This is a genomic window from Streptomyces sp. NBC_00271, assembly GCF_036178845.1.
Classification (GTDB): Bacteria; Actinomycetota; Actinomycetes; order Streptomycetales; family Streptomycetaceae; genus Streptomyces.
This window is the reverse complement of record NZ_CP108070.1, coordinates 7,019,236-7,036,130: the sequence shown is the minus strand read 5'-3', so window position 1 is coordinate 7,036,130 and position 16,895 is coordinate 7,019,236. Positions and strand designations below refer to the sequence as shown.

Genomic DNA, 16,895 nt, shown 5'->3' with positions numbered 1-16,895 from the left:
CTGCCGACTGCTACTGTGCGTCAGCTCTCGCACACCAGTGCGCCCGTGTCCCGGGCGCTCGCTGGTGTGCGCTCACATCCCTGGGGGGAACCACATGACTCAGTCGTCTCCGCCGCCGTCCGGTCCACCGGTCGACAACCCGTACGCGGACCAGAACCCGTACGCCGGCCAGCCGGACCAGCCGACCGCCCCGCAGCAGGACGCCGACGCGGCCGGCTTCCCGCAGCAGGGTGCCCCGCAGGGCGCACCCCAGCCGGGCTTCCCGATGGCCCCCGTCGCCCCGGCCGCTCCGGTCCGCGACAAGCTCGGGCTCGGCCTCGCGGCCGCCGTCGGTGCCGCCCTGGTCGCGGCGGGCGTCTACGGAGTCGTCATCGGCCTCACCAAGCACGAGATCGGCTGGGCGGCCGTCGGCGTCGGCTTCCTGATCGGCCTCGTCGCGGGCCGCGTCGGCGGACGTAACCCGATCCTGCCGATCGCCAGCGTGATCCTGTCGGTGGCCTCGGTCTACCTCGGCCAGCTGGTCGGCGAGGCCATGCTCGGCGCCAAGGAGGTCGGCGTCGGCTTCAACGAAATCTTCTTCAACCACTTCGGCGTGGTCCAGGAAGCCTGGAAGGCCGAGGCCGACCCGCTGACCTTCCTCTTCTTCGCCATCGCCGCCTACGCGGCCTTCTCCGGCGCCAAGAAGGCCGGTCAGTAACCCCGCCCGGCATGCGCGAGGGCCCGCCCACCTCATGGTGGACGGGCCCTTCGGCGTCGTACGAACCGTCGTATCGCTACCGCTACCGCTTGTGCTGCGAGTCCGCGACCGTCACCTCGACGCGCTGGAACTCCTTGAGCTCGCTGTAGCCGGTGGTGGCCATGGCGCGGCGGAGGGCGCCGAAGATGTTCATGGAGCCGTCGGGGATGTGCGAGGGCCCGGTGAGGATCTCCTCGATGGTGCCGACGGTGCCGAGGTCGACCTTCTTGCCGCGCGGCAGCTCCTCGTTGACCGCTTCCATGCCCCAGTGGTGGCCCCTGCCGGGCGCGTCCGTGGCGCGGGCCAGCGGAGAGCCCATCATCACCGAGTCGGCGCCGCAGGCGATCGCCTTGGGGAGGTCGCCGGACCAGCCGACACCGCCGTCCGCGATCACGTGCACATAGCGGCCGCCGGACTCGTCCATGTAGTCGCGGCGGGCCGCGGCCACGTCGGCGACGGCGGTCGCCATCGGGACCTGGATGCCCAGCACGTTGCGCGTGGTGTGCGCGGCGCCGCCGCCGAAGCCGACCAGGACACCGGCCGCGCCCGTGCGCATCAGGTGCAGCGCCGCCGTGTACGTCGCGCAGCCGCCGACGATCACGGGGACGTCGAGCTCGTAGATGAACTGCTTCAGGTTCAGCGGTTCGGCGGCACCGGAGACGTGCTCCGCGGAGACCGTCGTACCGCGGATGACGAAGATGTCCACGCCCGCGTCGACGACGGCCTTGGAGAACTGGGCCGTGCGCTGCGGCGACAGGGCGGCCGCGGTGACGACGCCCGAGTCGCGCACCTCCTTGATGCGCTGCCCGATCAGCTCCTCCTTGATGGGAGCGGCGTAGATCTCCTGGAGGCGGCGGGTCGCGGTGTCCGCGTCCAGCTCGGCGATCTCGTCGAGCAGCGGCTGCGGGTCCTCGTACCGCGTCCACAGGCCTTCGAGGTTCAGTACGCCCAGGCCGCCCAGCTCGCCGATGCGGATCGCGGTGGCCGGGGAGACGACCGAGTCCATCGGGGCGGCCAGGAACGGCAGCTCGAAGCGGTAGGCGTCGATCTGCCAGGCGATCGAGACCTCCTTCGGGTCTCGCGTACGGCGGCTCGGGACGACGGCGATGTCGTCGAAGGCGTACGCCCGGCGGCCGCGCTTGCCGCGCCCGATCTCGATCTCAGTCACGTGTGTGGCCTTTCCCTCTTCGGTTCTGCGCCTCCCAGTATCCCCGACACCTACGACAAGGGCGGCCCCGGAACCTCCGGGACCGCCCTCACGTATCTGTACGGCTGGTCGTCAGCCCATGTAACGGCTAGTCGTTACGGCTGTAGTTCGGCGCCTCGACCGTCATCTGGATGTCGTGCGGGTGGCTCTCCTTGAGACCCGCCGAGGTGATCCGGACGAACCGGCCCTTGGACTCCATCTCGTCGATGGTGGCGGCGCCCACGTACCCCATGGTCTGGCGCAGACCGCCGACGAGCTGGTGCAGCACGTTGGCCAGCGGGCCGCGGTAGGGCACCTGTCCCTCGATGCCCTCGGGCACGAGCTTGTCGTCGGAGGCCACGTCCGCCTGGAAGTAGCGGTCCTTCGAGTACGACCTGCCCTGGCCCCGGGACTGCATGGCGCCGAGGGAGCCCATGCCGCGGTACGACTTGAACTGCTTGCCGTTGATGAAGAGCAGCTCGCCGGGCGACTCCTCACAGCCCGCCAGGAGGCTGCCGAGCATCACCGTGTCGGCACCGGCGGCCAGCGCCTTGCCGATATCGCCGGAGTACTGCAGACCGCCGTCGCCGATCACCGGGACACCCGCGGCACGGGCCGCGAGGGCCGCTTCGTAGATGGCGGTGACCTGCGGGACGCCGATGCCGGCGACCACACGGGTGGTACAGATCGAGCCGGGGCCCACGCCCACCTTGACGCCGTCGACACCGGCGTCGATCAGGGCCTGGGCACCGTCACGGGTGGCGACGTTGCCGCCGATCACGTCGACGTGCACGCTCGACTTGATCTTCGCCATCCAGTTGAGCGCGTTGCGGTTGTGCCCGTGCGAGGTGTCGACGATCAGGAAGTCCACCCCGGCCTCGGCCAGCGCCTGAGCGCGCTCCAGTGCCTCGGGGCTGGCGCCGACGGCGGCACCCACCAGCAGCCGGCCCTCGGCGTCCTTCGCGGCGTTCGGGTACTTCTCGGCCTTCACGAAGTCCTTGACCGTGATGAGGCCCTTGAGGACGCCCGCGTCGTCGACCAGCGGAAGCTTCTCGATCTTGTGGCGGCGCAGCAGTTCCATGGCGTCGGTGCCGGAGATGCCGACCTTGCCGGTGACCAGGGGCATCGGCGTCATGACCTCGCGCACCTGGCGCGAACGGTCGGTCTCGAAGGCCATGTCACGGTTGGTGACGATGCCGAGCAGCTTGCCGCCGCCGTCGGTGACGGGGACACCGCTGATGCGGAACTTGGCACACAGGGCGTCGGCCTCGGCCAGCGTCGCGTCCGGGTGCACCGTGATCGGGTCGGTGACCATGCCGGACTCGGAGCGCTTCACCAGGTCGACCTGGTTGACCTGGTCCTCGATGGAGAGGTTGCGGTGCAGTACACCGACGCCTCCCTGCCGGGCCATGGCGATCGCCATGCGCGACTCGGTCACCTTGTCCATCGCCGCGGAGAGCAGCGGGATGTTCACACGTACGTTGCGGGAGATACGCGACGAGGTGTCGACCGCGTTGGGCAGCACCTCGGAGGCGCCCGGCAGCAGCAGCACGTCGTCGTAGGTCAGCCCGAGTGTCGCGAATTTGGCGGGCACTCCGTCGACGTTGGCAGTCATGACACCTTCCCCAAATGGCCTTGATCGGTGCGGATGTCCATGCTAACGGGAAGCAGGGGTCTCCCATTCCACGGTTCGGATCGCCCTCGAGCTTCGTAGGTTCGTACGGGCGGGGTGGCGATGCCGTTCAGTTGTGGGCCGGGGCCCGGTCCCCGCGGAAGAACGACGCGAACCCCACGACCGGGGAAAAACCGATCCGCCCCTTGGGAGGGCGGACCCGTCGCGCCGGCAAACGTGTCCCCAGGGGTCCCGGTGTCAAAGGCCCCTGAGACCCGCCTACTGCTCCGCCAGCGCCCGCAACCGGCTCAGTGCGCGGTGCTGGGCCACCCGAACGGCGCCTGGTGACATTCCCAACATCTGGCCCGTCTCCTCGGCCGTGAGGCCCACCGCGATGCGCAGCAGAAGCAGCTCGCGCTGGTTCTCGGGGAGGTTGGCCAGGAGTTTCTTGGCCCACTCGGCGTCGCTGCTGAGGAGAGCGCGCTCCTCCGGGCCGAGGGAGTCGTCGGGGCGCTCGGGCATCTCGTCCGAGGGAACCGCCGTCGAACCGGGGTGGCGCATCGCGGCGCGCTGCAGGTCGGCGACCTTGTGCGCGGCGATGGCGAAGACGAACGCCTCGAAGGGGCGCCCGGTGTCCTTGTAGCGCGGCAGTGCGAGGAGCACCGCTACGCAGACCTCCTGGGCCAGGTCCTCGACGAAGTGCCGCGCGTCGCCCGGAAGCCGGGAGAGGCGGGTGCGGCAGTAGCGCAACGCCAAGGGATGTACATGCGCGAGCAGGTCGTGCGTGGCCTGCTCGTCGCCGTCGACCGCGCGATGGACGAGCGCACCGATCACCGTCGTCTCGTCGTCGCGCATCGGTCCATGGTGCCTCGGCGTCGTCTTGTCCGTGGCACCGCGTCCGTAGTTGTGCACCGAAGCGTTATGAGCAGGTGCGCCGGAACTCATCTCCTGCGCCCTCCCCTTCCGCTCGACCGACTCGTCCCCGAGGAACTCCACACCTCAAGCATGCGGCATCCGCGGCGAAACGAGCAGCGGGCACTCGGCGGGCGCTGTTGTCGGCCCCGCCCACCATGAGGTAGGCGGGGTGCGTCGTACCCCCGCGACGGCTCACCTAACGAACCAGACCCCACCGGAAACCGAGCGCCACGGCGTGCGCGCGGTCCGAGGCGCCGAGTTTCTTGAAGAGCCGCCGGGCGTGCGTCTTCACGGTGTCCTCGGAGAGGAACAGCTCGCGGCCGATCTCGGCGTTGGAGCGGCCGTGACTCATGCCTTCCAGCACCTGGATCTCACGCGCCGTGAGCGTCGGCGCCGCGCCCATCTCGGCCGACCGCAGTCTGCGCGGGGCGAGCCGCCAGGTGGGGTCGGCGAGTGCCTGGGTCACGGTCGCGCGCAGCTCGGCGCGGGAGGCGTCCTTGTGCAGATAGCCGCGGGCCCCGGCGGCGACGGCGAGCGCCACACCGTCCAGGTCCTCGGCCACGGTGAGCATGATGATGCGCGCACCGGGGTCGGCGGACAGCAGCCGCCGGACGGTCTCGACGCCACCCAGTCCGGGCATGCGTACGTCCATCAGAATCAGGTCCGAGCGGTCGGCACCCCAGCGGCGGAGGACTTCCTCGCCGTTGGCTGCCGTCGTCACGCGCTCGACGCCGGGCACGGTCGCCACCGCTCGGCGGAGCGCCTCTCGGGCAAGCGGGGAGTCGTCGCAGACGAGGACGGATGTCATGGCCGCCCTCCGCAGCTGATGCGCGTCACCTTGAGCCTCCAGGCTGGTACGAATCGTCATCTGTGCGGTCGACACTCGCCGACGGAACTGCCGTCTGCCCGAGCGCTTGTTCCTTCAACCGCCTCCGCACTCTCAACGACGGTCACTCGAAAGAGTTACGGGGCAGTCGGTCGCCTTCGGCACTCTACGTGAGGGCGCGGACACGAGGCAGACATGCGCAACGGACCCTCAACGTTTCATCACAACCTATGCCCCATTCAGCCTGTTTTCTTCCCCTTTGCTGGTGTCTGCGGCTAGATTCGCAATGAGTCATATTTTCATCTCCTTAGATCGTAGATGTACGGTCGGTGGGCACAGAGCGGCCCAGAACGGCAACAAGGGGACAAAGCAATGGCAGATTTCTCCCGCCTTCCCGGTCCGAACGCGGACCTCTGGGACTGGCAGCTCCTCGCGGCCTGCCGCGGGGTCGACAGCTCGCTCTTCTTCCACCCGGAGGGCGAGCGTGGTGCGGCACGGAGCGCTCGCGAGAACTCGGCCAAAGAGGTCTGCATGCGTTGCCCGGTTCGCGCCCAGTGCGCTGCGCACGCCCTGGCGGTGCGCGAACCGTACGGCGTATGGGGCGGCCTGACCGAGGACGAGCGCGAGGAACTCATGGGACGGGCGCGCAACCGGCTGGTGGCGGCCTCGACCAACGGGAGCGGCGATCCCGCTTCGAACAACTGAAGGAACGTTTCTGCTTTTCAGTCCACCGTCGGGCACGCGCACGCGTGCCCATGCTTTTTGGCGGCGTCAGCGGCTCGCGGCCCGCGCCAGTTGGTCGAGCGTCGCCGCCACCGCCGGCACCTGTGCCAGGTCCGGCAGGGTGAGCGCGACGATCTCGCGCCGCACGGGCGGCTCCACCGTCACGGTGCGTGCGCCCTTGGGGCGTACGGACTCGATCGCGAGCTCCGGCAGGACCGCGACCCCGAGGCCCGCGCCGACCAGCCCGACCACGGCCGGGTAGTCGTCGGTGGCGAAGTCGATGCGGGGCACGAAGCCCGCGGCACGGCAGACCTCCACCAGCTGTCCGCGGCAGCGTGGGCAGCCCGCGATCCAGGGCTCCTCGGCGAGTTCGGCGATCGCGACCGACCCGGCTCGCGCGAGCCGGTGCCTCTCGGGGACCAGCCCGACGAGCCGGTCCCGCAGCAGGGGCCGTACGACCAGGTCGTCCCACTCCTCGGCACCCGCGGCTCCCTCGTAGCGGAACGCGAGGGCGATGTCGCAGTCCCCGGCCCGGAGCTTCTCGACGGACTCCGGCGGCTCGGCCTCCTCCAGGGAGACCCGGGTGCCGGGATGCGCGGCGCGCAGCGCGGCGAGGGCCGTGGGGACGAGCGTGGAACTGCCGCTGGGAAAGGAGACGAGCCGGACCCGGCCCGCGCGCAGGCCCGCGATCGCGGCGACCTCCTCCTCGGCCGCGGTCAGGCCCGCGATGATGCCCGCCGCGTGCCGGACGAGCGCCTCGCCCGCCTGGGTGAGGCGCATCTCGCGGCCGGTGCGGACGAGCAGCGGGGTGCCGACGGACGATTCGAGCGCCTTCATCTGCTGGCTGACGGCGGGCTGGGTGCAGCCCAGTTCACGTCCCGCCGCCGAGAAGGAGCCGGTGGCGGCGACGGCGCGCAGGACACGGAGATGACGGGCCTCGATCACCTTTCGAGCATAAGTGATCCTTGGGTACGGCGACGAATATTGCGTCGCGGCTTTGGCCCTCATCGCCTAGCGTGCTGTCATGAAGCTTCTGTCCTTGAACATCGCCCGCCCTCGGGCCGTTCCGTACACGGACCACCCCGAGGGCGTGACCGGCATCGACAAGCGACCGGTGGACGGGCCTGTGCGGGTGACGGCACCCGGGCCCAAGGGGGTCGGCGCGAGCGGCCTCGCCGGGGACGCGGTGTGCGACCTGCGCCATCACGGCGGGAACGACCAGGCGGTGTACGCGGTCGCCCGCGAGGACCTCGACGACTGGGGGCGCGAGCTCGGCCGGCCGCTGGCGAGCGGCGCGTTCGGCGAGAACCTGACGACTCAGGGGCTCGACGTGTCCGGCGCGCGGATCGGCGAGCGCTGGCGCGTCGGCTCCGAGGTGGTCCTCGAAGTCACCAGCGGGCGCATCCCCTGCCGTACGTTCCAGGGGCACGTCGGTGAGCAGCGCTGGGTGAAGCGGTTCACCCAGAAGGGCGCGCCCGGTGCCTATCTGCGGGTGATCGAGCCGGGCGAGATCCGGGCGGGCGACCCGATCGAGGTCGTGCACCGGCCCGACCACGAGGTGACGGTCGCCTTCGCCTTCCGTGCCGAGACGACCGAACGGGCGCTGCTGACAAGGGTGTTGGCCGCGGGCGACGCGCTGCACCCGGAGTTGCTGGAGATGGCGAAGAAGTACGTGGCGCGGCACAGCGGCTAGCCGCTCGAAGCGGGGGCGCGGGATGGGGGCGTCCGGGGTGTGCGGGGAACTCGTGGAGCAAGGTGGGCGTTGGGTGGCGGGCGCGCGGCGGGCCTGGTCAGGTCACTAGCCTTGGGCCATGACAACGGCTCTGATTACGGGATCGACCGCGGGCATCGGCGCCGCCTTCGCGCGGCGGCTGGCGGCTGACGGGCACAACCTCGTGCTGGTGGCGCGCGACACCAAGCGGCTGGGCGAGCAGGCGACCGAACTGCACGACCGGCACGGCATCGAGGCGGAGGTGCTGACCGCCGACCTGGCGACGGACGAGGGCATCGAGGCGGTGGCCGCCCGCCTCTCCGACCGCAAGAACCCGGTCGACCTGCTGATCAACAACGCGGGCTTCGGCAACAAGGGCCACTATCTCGAGGTGTCGATGGCCGACGAGCTGACGATGCTCAAGGTGCACTGCGAGGCGGTGCTGCGGTTGACGTCGGCGGCGACCGAGGCCATGCGGGAGCGCGGCCGGGGCGGAGTCGTCAACGTCGCGTCGGTGGCCGCGTTCGTGCCGCGGGGTACGTACGGGGCGTCCAAAGCGTGGGTCGTGCAGTTCACGCAGGGCGCGGCGCGGGATCTGGCGGGCAGCGGCGTACGGCTGATGGCGCTGGCCCCCGGCTTCGTCCGCACCGAGTTCCACCAGCGGGCCGGGATGGGCACGGACAACATCCCGAACTGGATGTGGCTGGATGCGGACAAGCTGGTCGCGGCGGCGCTCGCCGACCTGGCCCGCGGCAAGTCGCTGTCCGTCCCCGACCCCCGCTACAAGGCGCTGATGGGCCTGGTGAAGGTGGCGCCGCGCGGACTGCTGGGCGGGATCACGTCGAAGACGGGCCGGAAGTACGGCCCCCAGTAAGGCCGCCGCTCAGTGGGTGGTGTCGTCCCTCCGGTGGGAAACTGAGGGTGTTCAACCGGACCCAGGGGGCCGGAGGCGACGCCATGACATTCGTACAGCTCATCGATTGCAGGACCAGCCGGTTCGACGAGATGAACCAGCTGATGGACACATGGGTCGAGAGGACCAGGGGCAAGCGGACCGCGACGCACAGTGTGATCGGCAAGGACCGCTCCGACGCGACCCACTTCATAGAGATCGTGGAGTTCCCCTCGTTCGAGGAGGCGATGCGGAACTCGCACCTCCCCGAGACCGACAGGATCTTCCAGGAGATGGTGGCGCTCTGCGACGGGCTGCCGACGTTCACCGATCTGGACGTGGTGCGGGACGAGCAGTTGTTCGCGGCCAACATCCGCAGGTTCTTCGAGACGTTGGCCGGCCCGGGTGAACTGCCGCCGCTCAACGGTCTGATGGTGGAGAGCTACCACGACCACGATCCCGCCAACGAGCAGGACACCATCGGCCTCGACGCGATGCGGCGCGAGATCGAGATGTGGCGCGGCGGTTTCGACTTCACGTTCACCGTCGAGGACCAGCTCACCCAGGGCGACCGGGTCTGCACCCGGTGGGCCTGGAACGGCACCCACAAGGGCGACTTCATGGGGATCCCGGCGACCGGGAAGCAGGTCACCATGACCGGCACGACCGTCTTCCGCTGCCGGGAGGACGGGAAGATCGCCGAGGGCTGGTGGCAGTACGACCGGCTGGGGCTGTTGGCTCAGCTGGGGGCGCTGGACGCGCTGGAGCAGTAGTGCGGTGGTCGGTGGCGCGGTAGTCGGTGGTCGATGGTGCCGCGTACGGGAGAAGCCCCCGTTCCGTGCGGAACGGGGGCTTCTTCGGGAGTACGAGACTCAGTGGGAGTGCCCGTGGCCGTGACCGGCGTCGGCCTCTTCCTCGGCCGGCTTCTCGACGACCAGGGTCTCGGTCGTGAGGAGCAGGGAGGCGATGGAGGCGGCGTTCTCCAGGGCGGAGCGGGTGACCTTGACCGGGTCGATGACACCGGACTTGACCAGGTCGCCGTACTCGCCGGTGGCCGCGTTGAAGCCCTGGCCCTTGTCGAGCTCGGCGACCTTGGAGGTGATGACGTAACCCTCCAGGCCGGCGTTCTCGGCGATCCAGCGCAGCGGCTCGACGGCGGCCTTGCGGACGACCGCGACACCCGTGGCCTCGTCGCCGGTCTTGTCGAGGTTGCCCTCGAGGATCTTCACGGCGTGGACGAGCGCGGAGCCACCACCGGAGACGATGCCCTCCTCGACCGCGGCGCGGGTCGCGGAGATGGCGTCCTCCAGACGGTGCTTCTTCTCCTTGAGCTCGACCTCGGTGGCGGCGCCGACCTTGATCACGCACACGCCGCCGGCCAGCTTCGCGAGGCGCTCCTGGAGCTTCTCGCGGTCCCAGTCGGAGTCGGTGTTCTCGATCTCGGCCTTGATCTGGTTGACCCGGCCGAGGACCTCCTCGGAGTTGCCGCCACCGTCGACGATGGTGGTGTCGTCCTTGGTGACGGTCACGCGGCGGGCGCTGCCCAGCACGTCCAGACCGACCTGGTCGAGCTTGAGGCCGACCTCCTCGGCGATGACCTGACCACCGGTGAGGGTGGCGATGTCGCCGAGCATGGCCTTGCGGCGGTCACCGAAGCCGGGGGCCTTCACGGCGACGGCGTTGAACGTGCCGCGGATCTTGTTCACGACCAGGGTCGACAGGGCCTCGCCCTCGACGTCCTCGGCGATGATCAGCAGCGGCCGGGAGGCGTTGGACTGGATGACCTTCTCCAGCAGCGGCAGCAGGTCCTGGATGGAGCTGATCTTGCCCTGGTGGATGAGGATGTACGGGTCGTCGAGGACGGCCTCCATACGCTCCTGGTCGGACACCATGTACGGCGACAGGTAGCCCTTGTCGAAGGCCATGCCCTCGGTGAAGTCGAGCTCCAGGCCGAAGGTGTTGGACTCCTCGACGGTGATGACACCGTCCTTGCCGACCTTGTCCATCGCCTCGGCGATGAGCTCGCCGACCTGCGGGTCCTGGGCGGACAGCGCGGCGACGGCCGCGATGTCGGACTTCTCCTCGATCGGGCGCGCGGTGGCGAGGAGCTCGTCCGAGACCGCCTTGACGGCCGCGTCGATGCCCTTCTTCAGCAGCGCCGGGGAGGCACCCGCGGCGACGTTCTTCAGGCCCTCGCGGACGAGCGCCTGGGCCAGCACGGTGGCGGTGGTCGTACCGTCACCCGCGATGTCGTTGGTCTTGGTCGCCACCTCCTTCACCAGCTGGGCGCCGAGGTTCTCGTACGGGTCGTCGAGCTCGACCTCGCGGGCGATGGTGACACCGTCGTTGGTGATGGTGGGTGCGCCGAACTTCTTGTCGATGACGACGTTGCGGCCCTTGGGGCCGATCGTCACCTTGACCGTGTCGGCAAGCTTGTTGACGCCGCGCTCGAGGGCGCGACGGGCGTCCTCGTCGAACTTCAGGATCTTCGCCATGGGAGCGATTCAGCCCTCTCGGAAAACTGGGGTGAACGAACCGCGCCCCCGACGCCCGGCTGGTTATGGTCGCGGGGGCCAGGGGCGCAGTTCACTGCAAAACTGGGTGGAACGGTGAAGCTCGGTGAACTACTTCTCGATGATCGCGAGCACGTCGCGAGCCGAGAGGACGAGGTACTCCTCGCCGTTGTACTTCACCTCGGTGCCGCCGTACTTGCTGTACAGCACGATGTCGCCGGTGCTGACGTCGAGCGGCAGGCGCTCGCCGTTCTCGAAGCGGCCCGGGCCCACGGCGAGGACGACGCCCTCCTGGGGCTTCTCCTTCGCGGTGTCCGGGATGACCAGGCCGGAAGCCGTGGTCTGCTCGGCGTCCAGCGGCTGGACCACAACACGGTCCTCGAGCGGCTTGATGGCAACCTTGGAGCTGGTGGTCGTCACGATCCGACCTCCCCCTTCGGAGATCTCACGGGGTTAACTGTCTGAGGTGGCGACCAGGTGGATCCGTCGTCGCGGGTGCCGGACCTGCCCGTCGCTATTGGCACTCTCCAGTGGGGAGTGCCAGGGCCGAGACTATGACCGCGATTAGCACTCGGTCAAGCGGAGTGCCAAAGGCTCCGGCGTGGCGTGGGGTTTTGGGCACCCGGCGTGCGTGTCGGCGTACCCCTGGGGGCTGCGCCCCCAGACCCCCCTTATCGGCCTGAACGGCCTCGTCCTCAAACTCCGGACGGGCTGATCGATGCCCCCCAAGTCGAATGGTCAGAGGTAGTTCTCCAGGCGCGCCGGGGTGAAGCCCTCCGCCTGGATGCGTCGCAGGAGTCTGACCGTCGCCTCCGTGAGGTTGGGCTCCTCGAAGCCGGAGAGGATGTCACCCGGTCGCAGGCGGTGGGCGTCGGGCTCCCGGCCGAGGACCACGGCCGTGACCCCGCAGTCGGCGGCGGCGTGCAGCGTGGTGGTGTCGTAGGTGCCGTAGGGGGGACGGAAGAGCCGAGGGCGGACGCCGAAGCGGGCCTTGAGCTTCTCCTGCTGGCCGCAGATCTCGGCCCGCTGGCCCGCGTACGGCAGTCCACGCAGCGAGGCGTGGTGGAGGGTGTGGTTCTGCACGCTCGCGCCGACCGTCCGCAGCTGGGCGAAGTGCCCGTACCCCGGCCCGACGACACTGTCCGTGAGGAACATGGTGACCGGCAGCCGCAGTTCACGGACCATGTCGACGAACCGCGGATCGCGCTCGGCACCGTCGTCGTACGTCAGGAAGACCACCTTGTCGCGGGTGGGTACGCGGTCCACGACGGGGGCGAGCCCGGGCGCCGCGCCATGGAGGGCGGGCCGGGCGGGCCGGCGCGGCGCGGCGGCGAGCGGGGTGGGCAGCCCCCAGTGCCGGTACGTCGCCGGGGTCGGCCCGTTCGGTCTGGACCTGCGCACCTCCTGCGCGGCCTTCTTGCCCAGCCGTTCGATCGGGTCGACGGACTGGGCACAGCCGGTGCAGCCGGTCAGGAGGGCCGCGGTGAGCGCCCCCGCGACCAGAGCCCGCGCTCTCACAGGTAGTCCTCCAGCCGTGCCACCGCGTACCCCTTGTCGGTGACCAGCTTCAGGAAGCGGCGGATCATGTCGGGCATGGTGCCGTCCCAGTCCTCCCTGCCGCGGAAGTGGGTGAGGACGATGTCGCCGGGGTGCAGGTCGCGGTCCCAGTCGCGGTACTCCCAGTGGTCGACGAAGACCTCCTCGTCCCAGATGGGCGCGTACTTGATGCCACAGGACTTGGCGGCACGAAGGGTGTCCCGGTTGTAGTTGCCGTAGGGCGGCCTGAAGACCTTGGGACGCTTGCCGAACTGCTTCTCCATGATGTCCTGCATGCCGCAGATCTCGTGCCGCTGCTCCTCGTACGACAGCCCCGGCAGGTAGGGGTGGGTGAGGGTGTGGTTGTTGAGGGTGACACCCCGGTCGCGCATCTTCCGGAAGTACCCGTAGTCGTCCTTGACCAGGTAGTTGCTCAGGAAGGCGGTGTACGGGATCTTCAGGTCGCTCATCATCCTGAGGAACGCCGGGTCCTTCTCGGAGCCGTCGTCGATGGTGAGGAAGACGACCTTGTCCTTGGTGGGCACGGTCGTGAAGACCGGCGGCAGGTCGAGCTCTTCCTGATCGGTGACCTCGAAGCCGTCGCGGGGTCCGATGACCGGCTTCCGTGCCGGGGCCGGCGGCGCGGCCAACGGGACCTTCGTGAGCCCCCAGTGCTTGGCCGCGACGGCCCTGGCGGCCTGCTGCGCACGGAGTCTGGCGGCGTAGGAGTCGAGGGCGCGGGCCGGGGGCGCGTGCAGCGCCTGCTGGGGTCCCTCGACGGGACGGGCGCCGTTGGTGTCGTCGTCGGCGCAACCGGACGCGAGGGCGGCGACGGCGAGGACGGCCACCCCGCTCCACGCGCGTGCCCTCTTTGCGTTGTTTTTGTACTTTTGTCGTACTGATCGCATGGTGTCGGATCCTCGCAGGCCACCACCCGTCCAGAGCTCCGACACCGCGACCGGGGGCGCACCGTCCACCGACTGGCCCACACCCACCCGCGCTGACCGACAATGGGCCGGTGAACGACGTCTCCTTCGCCTCTCTCCTCACCCCCGAGGGCCACGCCCTGCTCGACGAGGTGCGCGGCACCGAACCGGCCCAGGAGCTGGCCGTCGCCACCCGGCTGCGCCGCGACCACCCGGCCGAACTGGTGTCGGCCGCACTCGGGCAGGCGCGGCTACGGCAGCGGGCGGCGGCGAAGTTCGGCGCCGAGGACGCGGAGCGGATGTACTTCACCCCGAACGGGGTCGAGCAGTCGACGCGCACCACGGTCGCCACCCATCGCGCGCGGCGGCTGCGGTCCCTGGGCGTGCGCTCGGTCGCCGACCTGTGCTCCGGCATCGGCGGCGACGCGATCGCGCTGGCCCGTGCCGGGATCCGCGTCCTCGCCGTCGACCGCGACCCGCTGACGGTGGCGGTGGCGCGCGCGAACGCCGAGGCGCTCGGGCTCGCCGAGCTGATCGAGGTGCGCGAGGCCGATGTCACGGAGGTCGACACGCAGGCGTACGACGCGGTCTTCGTGGACCCGGCGCGGCGCGGCGGACGCGGCCGGATCTTCGATCCGGAGGCGTACTCGCCCCCGCTCTCCTGGGCGATCGCGACGGCTCTGAAGGCCCCGCTCGCCGCCCTGAAGATCGCCCCGGGCATCCCCCACGAGGCGGTCCCCGCCGAGGCCGAGGCCGAGTGGATCTCGGACGCCGGTGACGTGAAGGAGGCGGTGCTGTGGTTCGGCACCGAGCCGGGGCTGGTGCGGGCCACCCTGCTGCCCGGCCCGCGCGAGCTGCGCGGCCGCGGCCTGCCCGACCCCGCGGTGCGAGCGGTCGGGCGCTACCTGTACGAGCCCGACGGCGCCGTCATCCGCGCCCATCTGGTCGCCGAGGTCGCCGAGCAGGTCGACGGCGGCCTGGTCGACGAGACGATCGCGTACATCACCGCGGACGAACTGCGCCCGACGCCGTACGCCGCCGCCTACGAGATCACCGACCGACTTCCCTTCAACGTGAAGAAGTTGAAGGCGCTGCTGCGGGAGCGAGGGGTCGGGGTACTGACGGTGAAGAAGCGGGGGTCGGCGGTCGAGCCGGAGGAACTCCGCAAGAAGGCCCTGCCCAAGTCGCACGGCCCCCACTCGGCCACCGTCTTCCTGACCAGGGTCGCGGGGGCACCGACGATGCTGCTCGGCCACCCGGCCCAGCGGCACGCCTCCTAGGACCTAGGGCCTGTCCGGCGGATCAGGTCGGAGGAAAGTAACGGCGCCTCATAAGTGCAGGTGAGCGGGGTCTGGTGCGTGCAGCTGCAAGGCGGAGGATGGCGTCGACGCGATGGGGGTCCCCCCTGCTCGAGCGAAGCCGAGAGCTCGGGGGAGTCGGCAACCGACGACAACGCCGCTGGGGGTACCCCCTGCTCGAAGAGCTTGGGGGAGGGCGTGCCAGACCCCGCGTCTCCGGCATGATCCGCCGGACAGGCCCTAGCGACAGTCTCGCGCCCTCGTCTCCAGCAGCTCGCGTTCGCGTTCGTTGCGGGCCAGGCCCGCGGCTCGTTCGAACTCCGCGCGGGCCTCCTTCGTGCGGCCGAGGCGGGCCAGCAGGTCGCCGCGGACGCTGGGCAGCAGGTGGTAGTCGCGCAGGGCCGGTTCGCCGGCCAGCCGGTCGACGATCTCCAGCGCCGGGGCGGGGCCCTCGGCCATGGAGACGGCGACGGCGCGGTTCAACTCGACCACGGGAGACGGGGAACGGGTCGCCAGCAGCCCGTACAGGGTGGCGATCCGTCCCCAGTCCGTGTCCTCGTACGCGTACGCCTGGGCGTGGCAGGCGGCGATGGCGGCCTGGAGGGCGTACGGGCCAGGGGGTCCGGTGGTGACGGCGCTCGCCCGGCCGAGGGCGGCGAAGCCGCGGCGGATCAGCAGACGGTTCCAGCGGCGCCGGCTCTGGTCCTTGAGGAGGACGGGCTCGCCCGAGGGGCCGGTGCGGGCGGCGGCGCGGGACTCCTGGAGTTCCAACAGGGACACCAGCCCGTGCACTTCGGGCTCCTTGGGCATCAACTCGGCCAGCACGCGGGCCAGTCGCAGCGCGTCCTCGCACAGCGCGGGGCGCAGCAGGTCATCGCCCGCCGTGGCCGCGTATCCCTCGTTGAAGACCAGGTAGATGACCTCGAGCACGGACCCGAGGCGGGCCTCGCGGTCCGGGCCGTAGGGGACCTCGAAGGGGACGCCCTTCGTCGCCAGGGTCCGCTTGGCGCGCACGATGCGCTGGGCGACGGTCGCCTCCGGGGCGAGGAAGGCACGGGCGATCTCGGGGGTGGTCAGACCGCCGACCAGGCGCAGGGTGAGGGCGATGCGGGCCTCGGCGGAGAGGACGGGGTGGCAGGCGGTGAAGACGAGCCGCAGCAGGTCGTCGTCGATGTCGTCCGGGTCGGAGGGTTCGTCGAGGTGGTGCGGGGCGGTCACCGAGAGGTCCCGCCCCACCTCCGCCAGCTTGCGTGCGTACTGCTCCCGGCGGCGTACGAGATCGATCGCACGACGCTTGGCCGTGGTCGTCAGCCAGGCGCCCGGGTTGTCCGGGACGCCGTCCCGGGGCCACTGCTCCAGCGCCGCGACCAGGGCGTCCTGCGCGAGCTCCTCGGCGATGCCGACGTCGCGGACGATGCGGGAGACGCCCGCGATGATGCGGGGCGACTCGATCCGGAAGATCGTCTCGACGGCTTCGACGGCACCTCTGGTGGCCCCGGACGGGTCCGGCGGTGTGACGGGCGTGACGGCGGGCTGCTGCTCTTCCACAACCCACCATCAGACACCCGCGGCGGCCGCAGGCCAAGGAACCGCTCAGCCCTCGGCGATCTCTCGCACCTCGCAGGTCACCGTCCAGTGCTCCTCGTGCACCTTCAGGAACCGCTTGGTCCACTCCAGGGCCTCGGCCATGTCCTTGCACTGCATGAGCGCGTAGCCGCCGACGACCTCCTTGGACTCGGTGAAGGGCCCGTCGGTGACGGACAGCTGCCCGCCCGACCAGTGCACCCGCTTGCCCTGGGCGGACGGCGTCAGCCCGGCGGTGTCGAGCATGACCCCGGCCTTGGTGATCTCCTCGATCAGCTCGCCCATCCGCTGCATCAGCTCCGGGCTCGGGCCCTCGGCGGGCGCGGTGCTCTCATCGATCTGGACCAGCGACAGGTAGCGCGGCATGGTGACTCCTCGTGTCCGTGGTGCCTCGGAGGCGGGGCTTCTCCCCTGCCTCTCACCCGTGCGTCGAACGG

General features: G+C 70.3%; 17 protein-coding genes. 6 read left to right on the top strand and 11 right to left on the bottom strand.

The genetic code is table 11. The features are described 5' to 3' along the window. Nucleotides 1-94: 94 nt before the first annotated feature. Nucleotides 95-697 carry a hypothetical protein gene (locus OG798_RS32160; RefSeq protein ID WP_183127211.1) on the top strand — a complete coding sequence of 201 codons (603 nt, stop codon included), beginning with the start codon at nucleotides 95-97 and terminating at the stop codon, nucleotides 695-697. 82 nt (nucleotides 698-779) lie between these two features. Here the strand turns inward: OG798_RS32160 and OG798_RS32155 are convergent, their stop codons facing one another. The 4 genes from OG798_RS32155 to OG798_RS32140 all read right to left on the bottom strand — a co-directional run bounded on the left by OG798_RS32155 (nucleotide 780) and on the right by OG798_RS32140 (nucleotide 5,257). Next, the gene (locus OG798_RS32155; RefSeq protein WP_067366955.1) at nucleotides 780-1,904 is read right to left on the bottom strand and encodes a GuaB3 family IMP dehydrogenase-related protein; all 1,125 of its coding nucleotides are present in this window, start codon (nucleotides 1,902-1,904) and stop codon (nucleotides 780-782) included. A gap of 127 nt (nucleotides 1,905-2,031) precedes the next feature. Further along, nucleotides 2,032-3,537 (bottom strand): IMP dehydrogenase, encoded by a 1,506-nt coding sequence (gene guaB, locus OG798_RS32150; protein WP_328758078.1) that lies wholly within the window; start codon nucleotides 3,535-3,537, stop codon nucleotides 2,032-2,034. Nucleotides 3,538-3,813: 276 nt separating this feature from the next. Continuing rightward, a complete protein-coding gene (locus OG798_RS32145; protein WP_060901477.1) occupies nucleotides 3,814-4,389 on the bottom strand; it encodes a sigma-70 family RNA polymerase sigma factor in 576 nt (191 codons plus the stop codon). 256 nt (nucleotides 4,390-4,645) lie between these two features. Continuing rightward, nucleotides 4,646-5,257 carry a response regulator transcription factor gene (locus tag OG798_RS32140; RefSeq protein ID WP_003948568.1) on the bottom strand — a complete coding sequence of 204 codons (612 nt, stop codon included), beginning with the start codon at nucleotides 5,255-5,257 and terminating at the stop codon, nucleotides 4,646-4,648. A gap of 390 nt (nucleotides 5,258-5,647) precedes the next feature. Between OG798_RS32140 and OG798_RS32135 the strand changes: the two genes are divergently transcribed. Continuing rightward, nucleotides 5,648-5,980 (top strand): WhiB family transcriptional regulator, encoded by a 333-nt coding sequence (locus OG798_RS32135; RefSeq protein WP_095853060.1) that lies wholly within the window; start codon nucleotides 5,648-5,650, stop codon nucleotides 5,978-5,980. Nucleotides 5,981-6,046: 66 nt separating this feature from the next. On the opposite strand, the gene OG798_RS32130 is transcribed toward OG798_RS32135, so the two are convergent. Further along, on the bottom strand, nucleotides 6,047-6,943 hold the full coding sequence (locus OG798_RS32130) for a LysR family transcriptional regulator (protein ID WP_097225050.1): 897 nt from the start codon (nucleotides 6,941-6,943) through the stop codon (nucleotides 6,047-6,049). Between the two features lie 79 nt (nucleotides 6,944-7,022). Between OG798_RS32130 and OG798_RS32125 the strand changes: the two genes are divergently transcribed. The 3 genes from OG798_RS32125 (at nucleotide 7,023) to OG798_RS32115 (ending at nucleotide 9,374) form a co-directional block, all read left to right on the top strand. Continuing rightward, a complete protein-coding gene (locus tag OG798_RS32125; protein ID WP_095853062.1) occupies nucleotides 7,023-7,691 on the top strand; it encodes an MOSC domain-containing protein in 669 nt (222 codons plus the stop codon). Nucleotides 7,692-7,809: 118 nt separating this feature from the next. Beyond that, complete coding sequence (locus OG798_RS32120) at nucleotides 7,810-8,583, top strand: SDR family NAD(P)-dependent oxidoreductase (protein WP_095853063.1); 774 nt, start codon at nucleotides 7,810-7,812, stop codon at nucleotides 8,581-8,583. 83 nt (nucleotides 8,584-8,666) lie between these two features. After that, nucleotides 8,667-9,374 carry an ester cyclase gene (locus tag OG798_RS32115; protein WP_095857845.1) on the top strand — a complete coding sequence of 236 codons (708 nt, stop codon included), beginning with the start codon at nucleotides 8,667-8,669 and terminating at the stop codon, nucleotides 9,372-9,374. A gap of 99 nt (nucleotides 9,375-9,473) precedes the next feature. Here OG798_RS32115 and groL read toward each other — a convergent pair whose 3' ends face one another. From groL to OG798_RS32095, 4 genes are all read right to left on the bottom strand, one after another. Beyond that, nucleotides 9,474-11,096 carry a chaperonin GroEL gene (gene groL / locus OG798_RS32110; protein ID WP_328758077.1) on the bottom strand — a complete coding sequence of 541 codons (1,623 nt, stop codon included), beginning with the start codon at nucleotides 11,094-11,096 and terminating at the stop codon, nucleotides 9,474-9,476. Nucleotides 11,097-11,225: 129 nt separating this feature from the next. Next, nucleotides 11,226-11,534, bottom strand: coding sequence for a co-chaperone GroES (gene groES / locus OG798_RS32105; RefSeq protein ID WP_060901476.1), 309 nt, complete (start codon nucleotides 11,532-11,534; stop codon nucleotides 11,226-11,228). Nucleotides 11,535-11,852: 318 nt separating this feature from the next. Then, complete coding sequence (locus tag OG798_RS32100) at nucleotides 11,853-12,632, bottom strand: polysaccharide deacetylase family protein (RefSeq protein WP_328758076.1); 780 nt, start codon at nucleotides 12,630-12,632, stop codon at nucleotides 11,853-11,855. Further along, the gene (locus tag OG798_RS32095; protein WP_328758075.1) at nucleotides 12,629-13,558 is read right to left on the bottom strand and encodes a polysaccharide deacetylase family protein; all 930 of its coding nucleotides are present in this window, start codon (nucleotides 13,556-13,558) and stop codon (nucleotides 12,629-12,631) included. Before OG798_RS32095 ends, OG798_RS32100 begins: the two co-directional genes overlap by 4 nt. 110 nt (nucleotides 13,559-13,668) lie before the next feature. Between OG798_RS32095 and OG798_RS32090 the strand changes: the two genes are divergently transcribed. Further along, entirely contained in the window at nucleotides 13,669-14,856 is a 1,188-nt protein-coding gene (locus OG798_RS32090) for a THUMP-like domain-containing protein (protein ID WP_121415316.1), read from the top strand. A 258-nt stretch (nucleotides 14,857-15,114) separates the two neighbouring features. On the opposite strand, the gene OG798_RS32085 is transcribed toward OG798_RS32090, so the two are convergent. Together OG798_RS32085 and OG798_RS32080 are read right to left on the bottom strand one after the other, a co-directional pair. Continuing rightward, complete coding sequence (locus OG798_RS32085; protein ID WP_373561035.1) at nucleotides 15,115-16,422, bottom strand: RNA polymerase sigma factor; 1,308 nt, start codon at nucleotides 16,420-16,422, stop codon at nucleotides 15,115-15,117. Nucleotides 16,423-16,467: 45 nt separating this feature from the next. After that, entirely contained in the window at nucleotides 16,468-16,824 is a 357-nt protein-coding gene (locus OG798_RS32080; RefSeq protein WP_060901481.1) for a YciI family protein, read from the bottom strand. Nucleotides 16,825-16,895 lie beyond the last annotated feature (71 nt).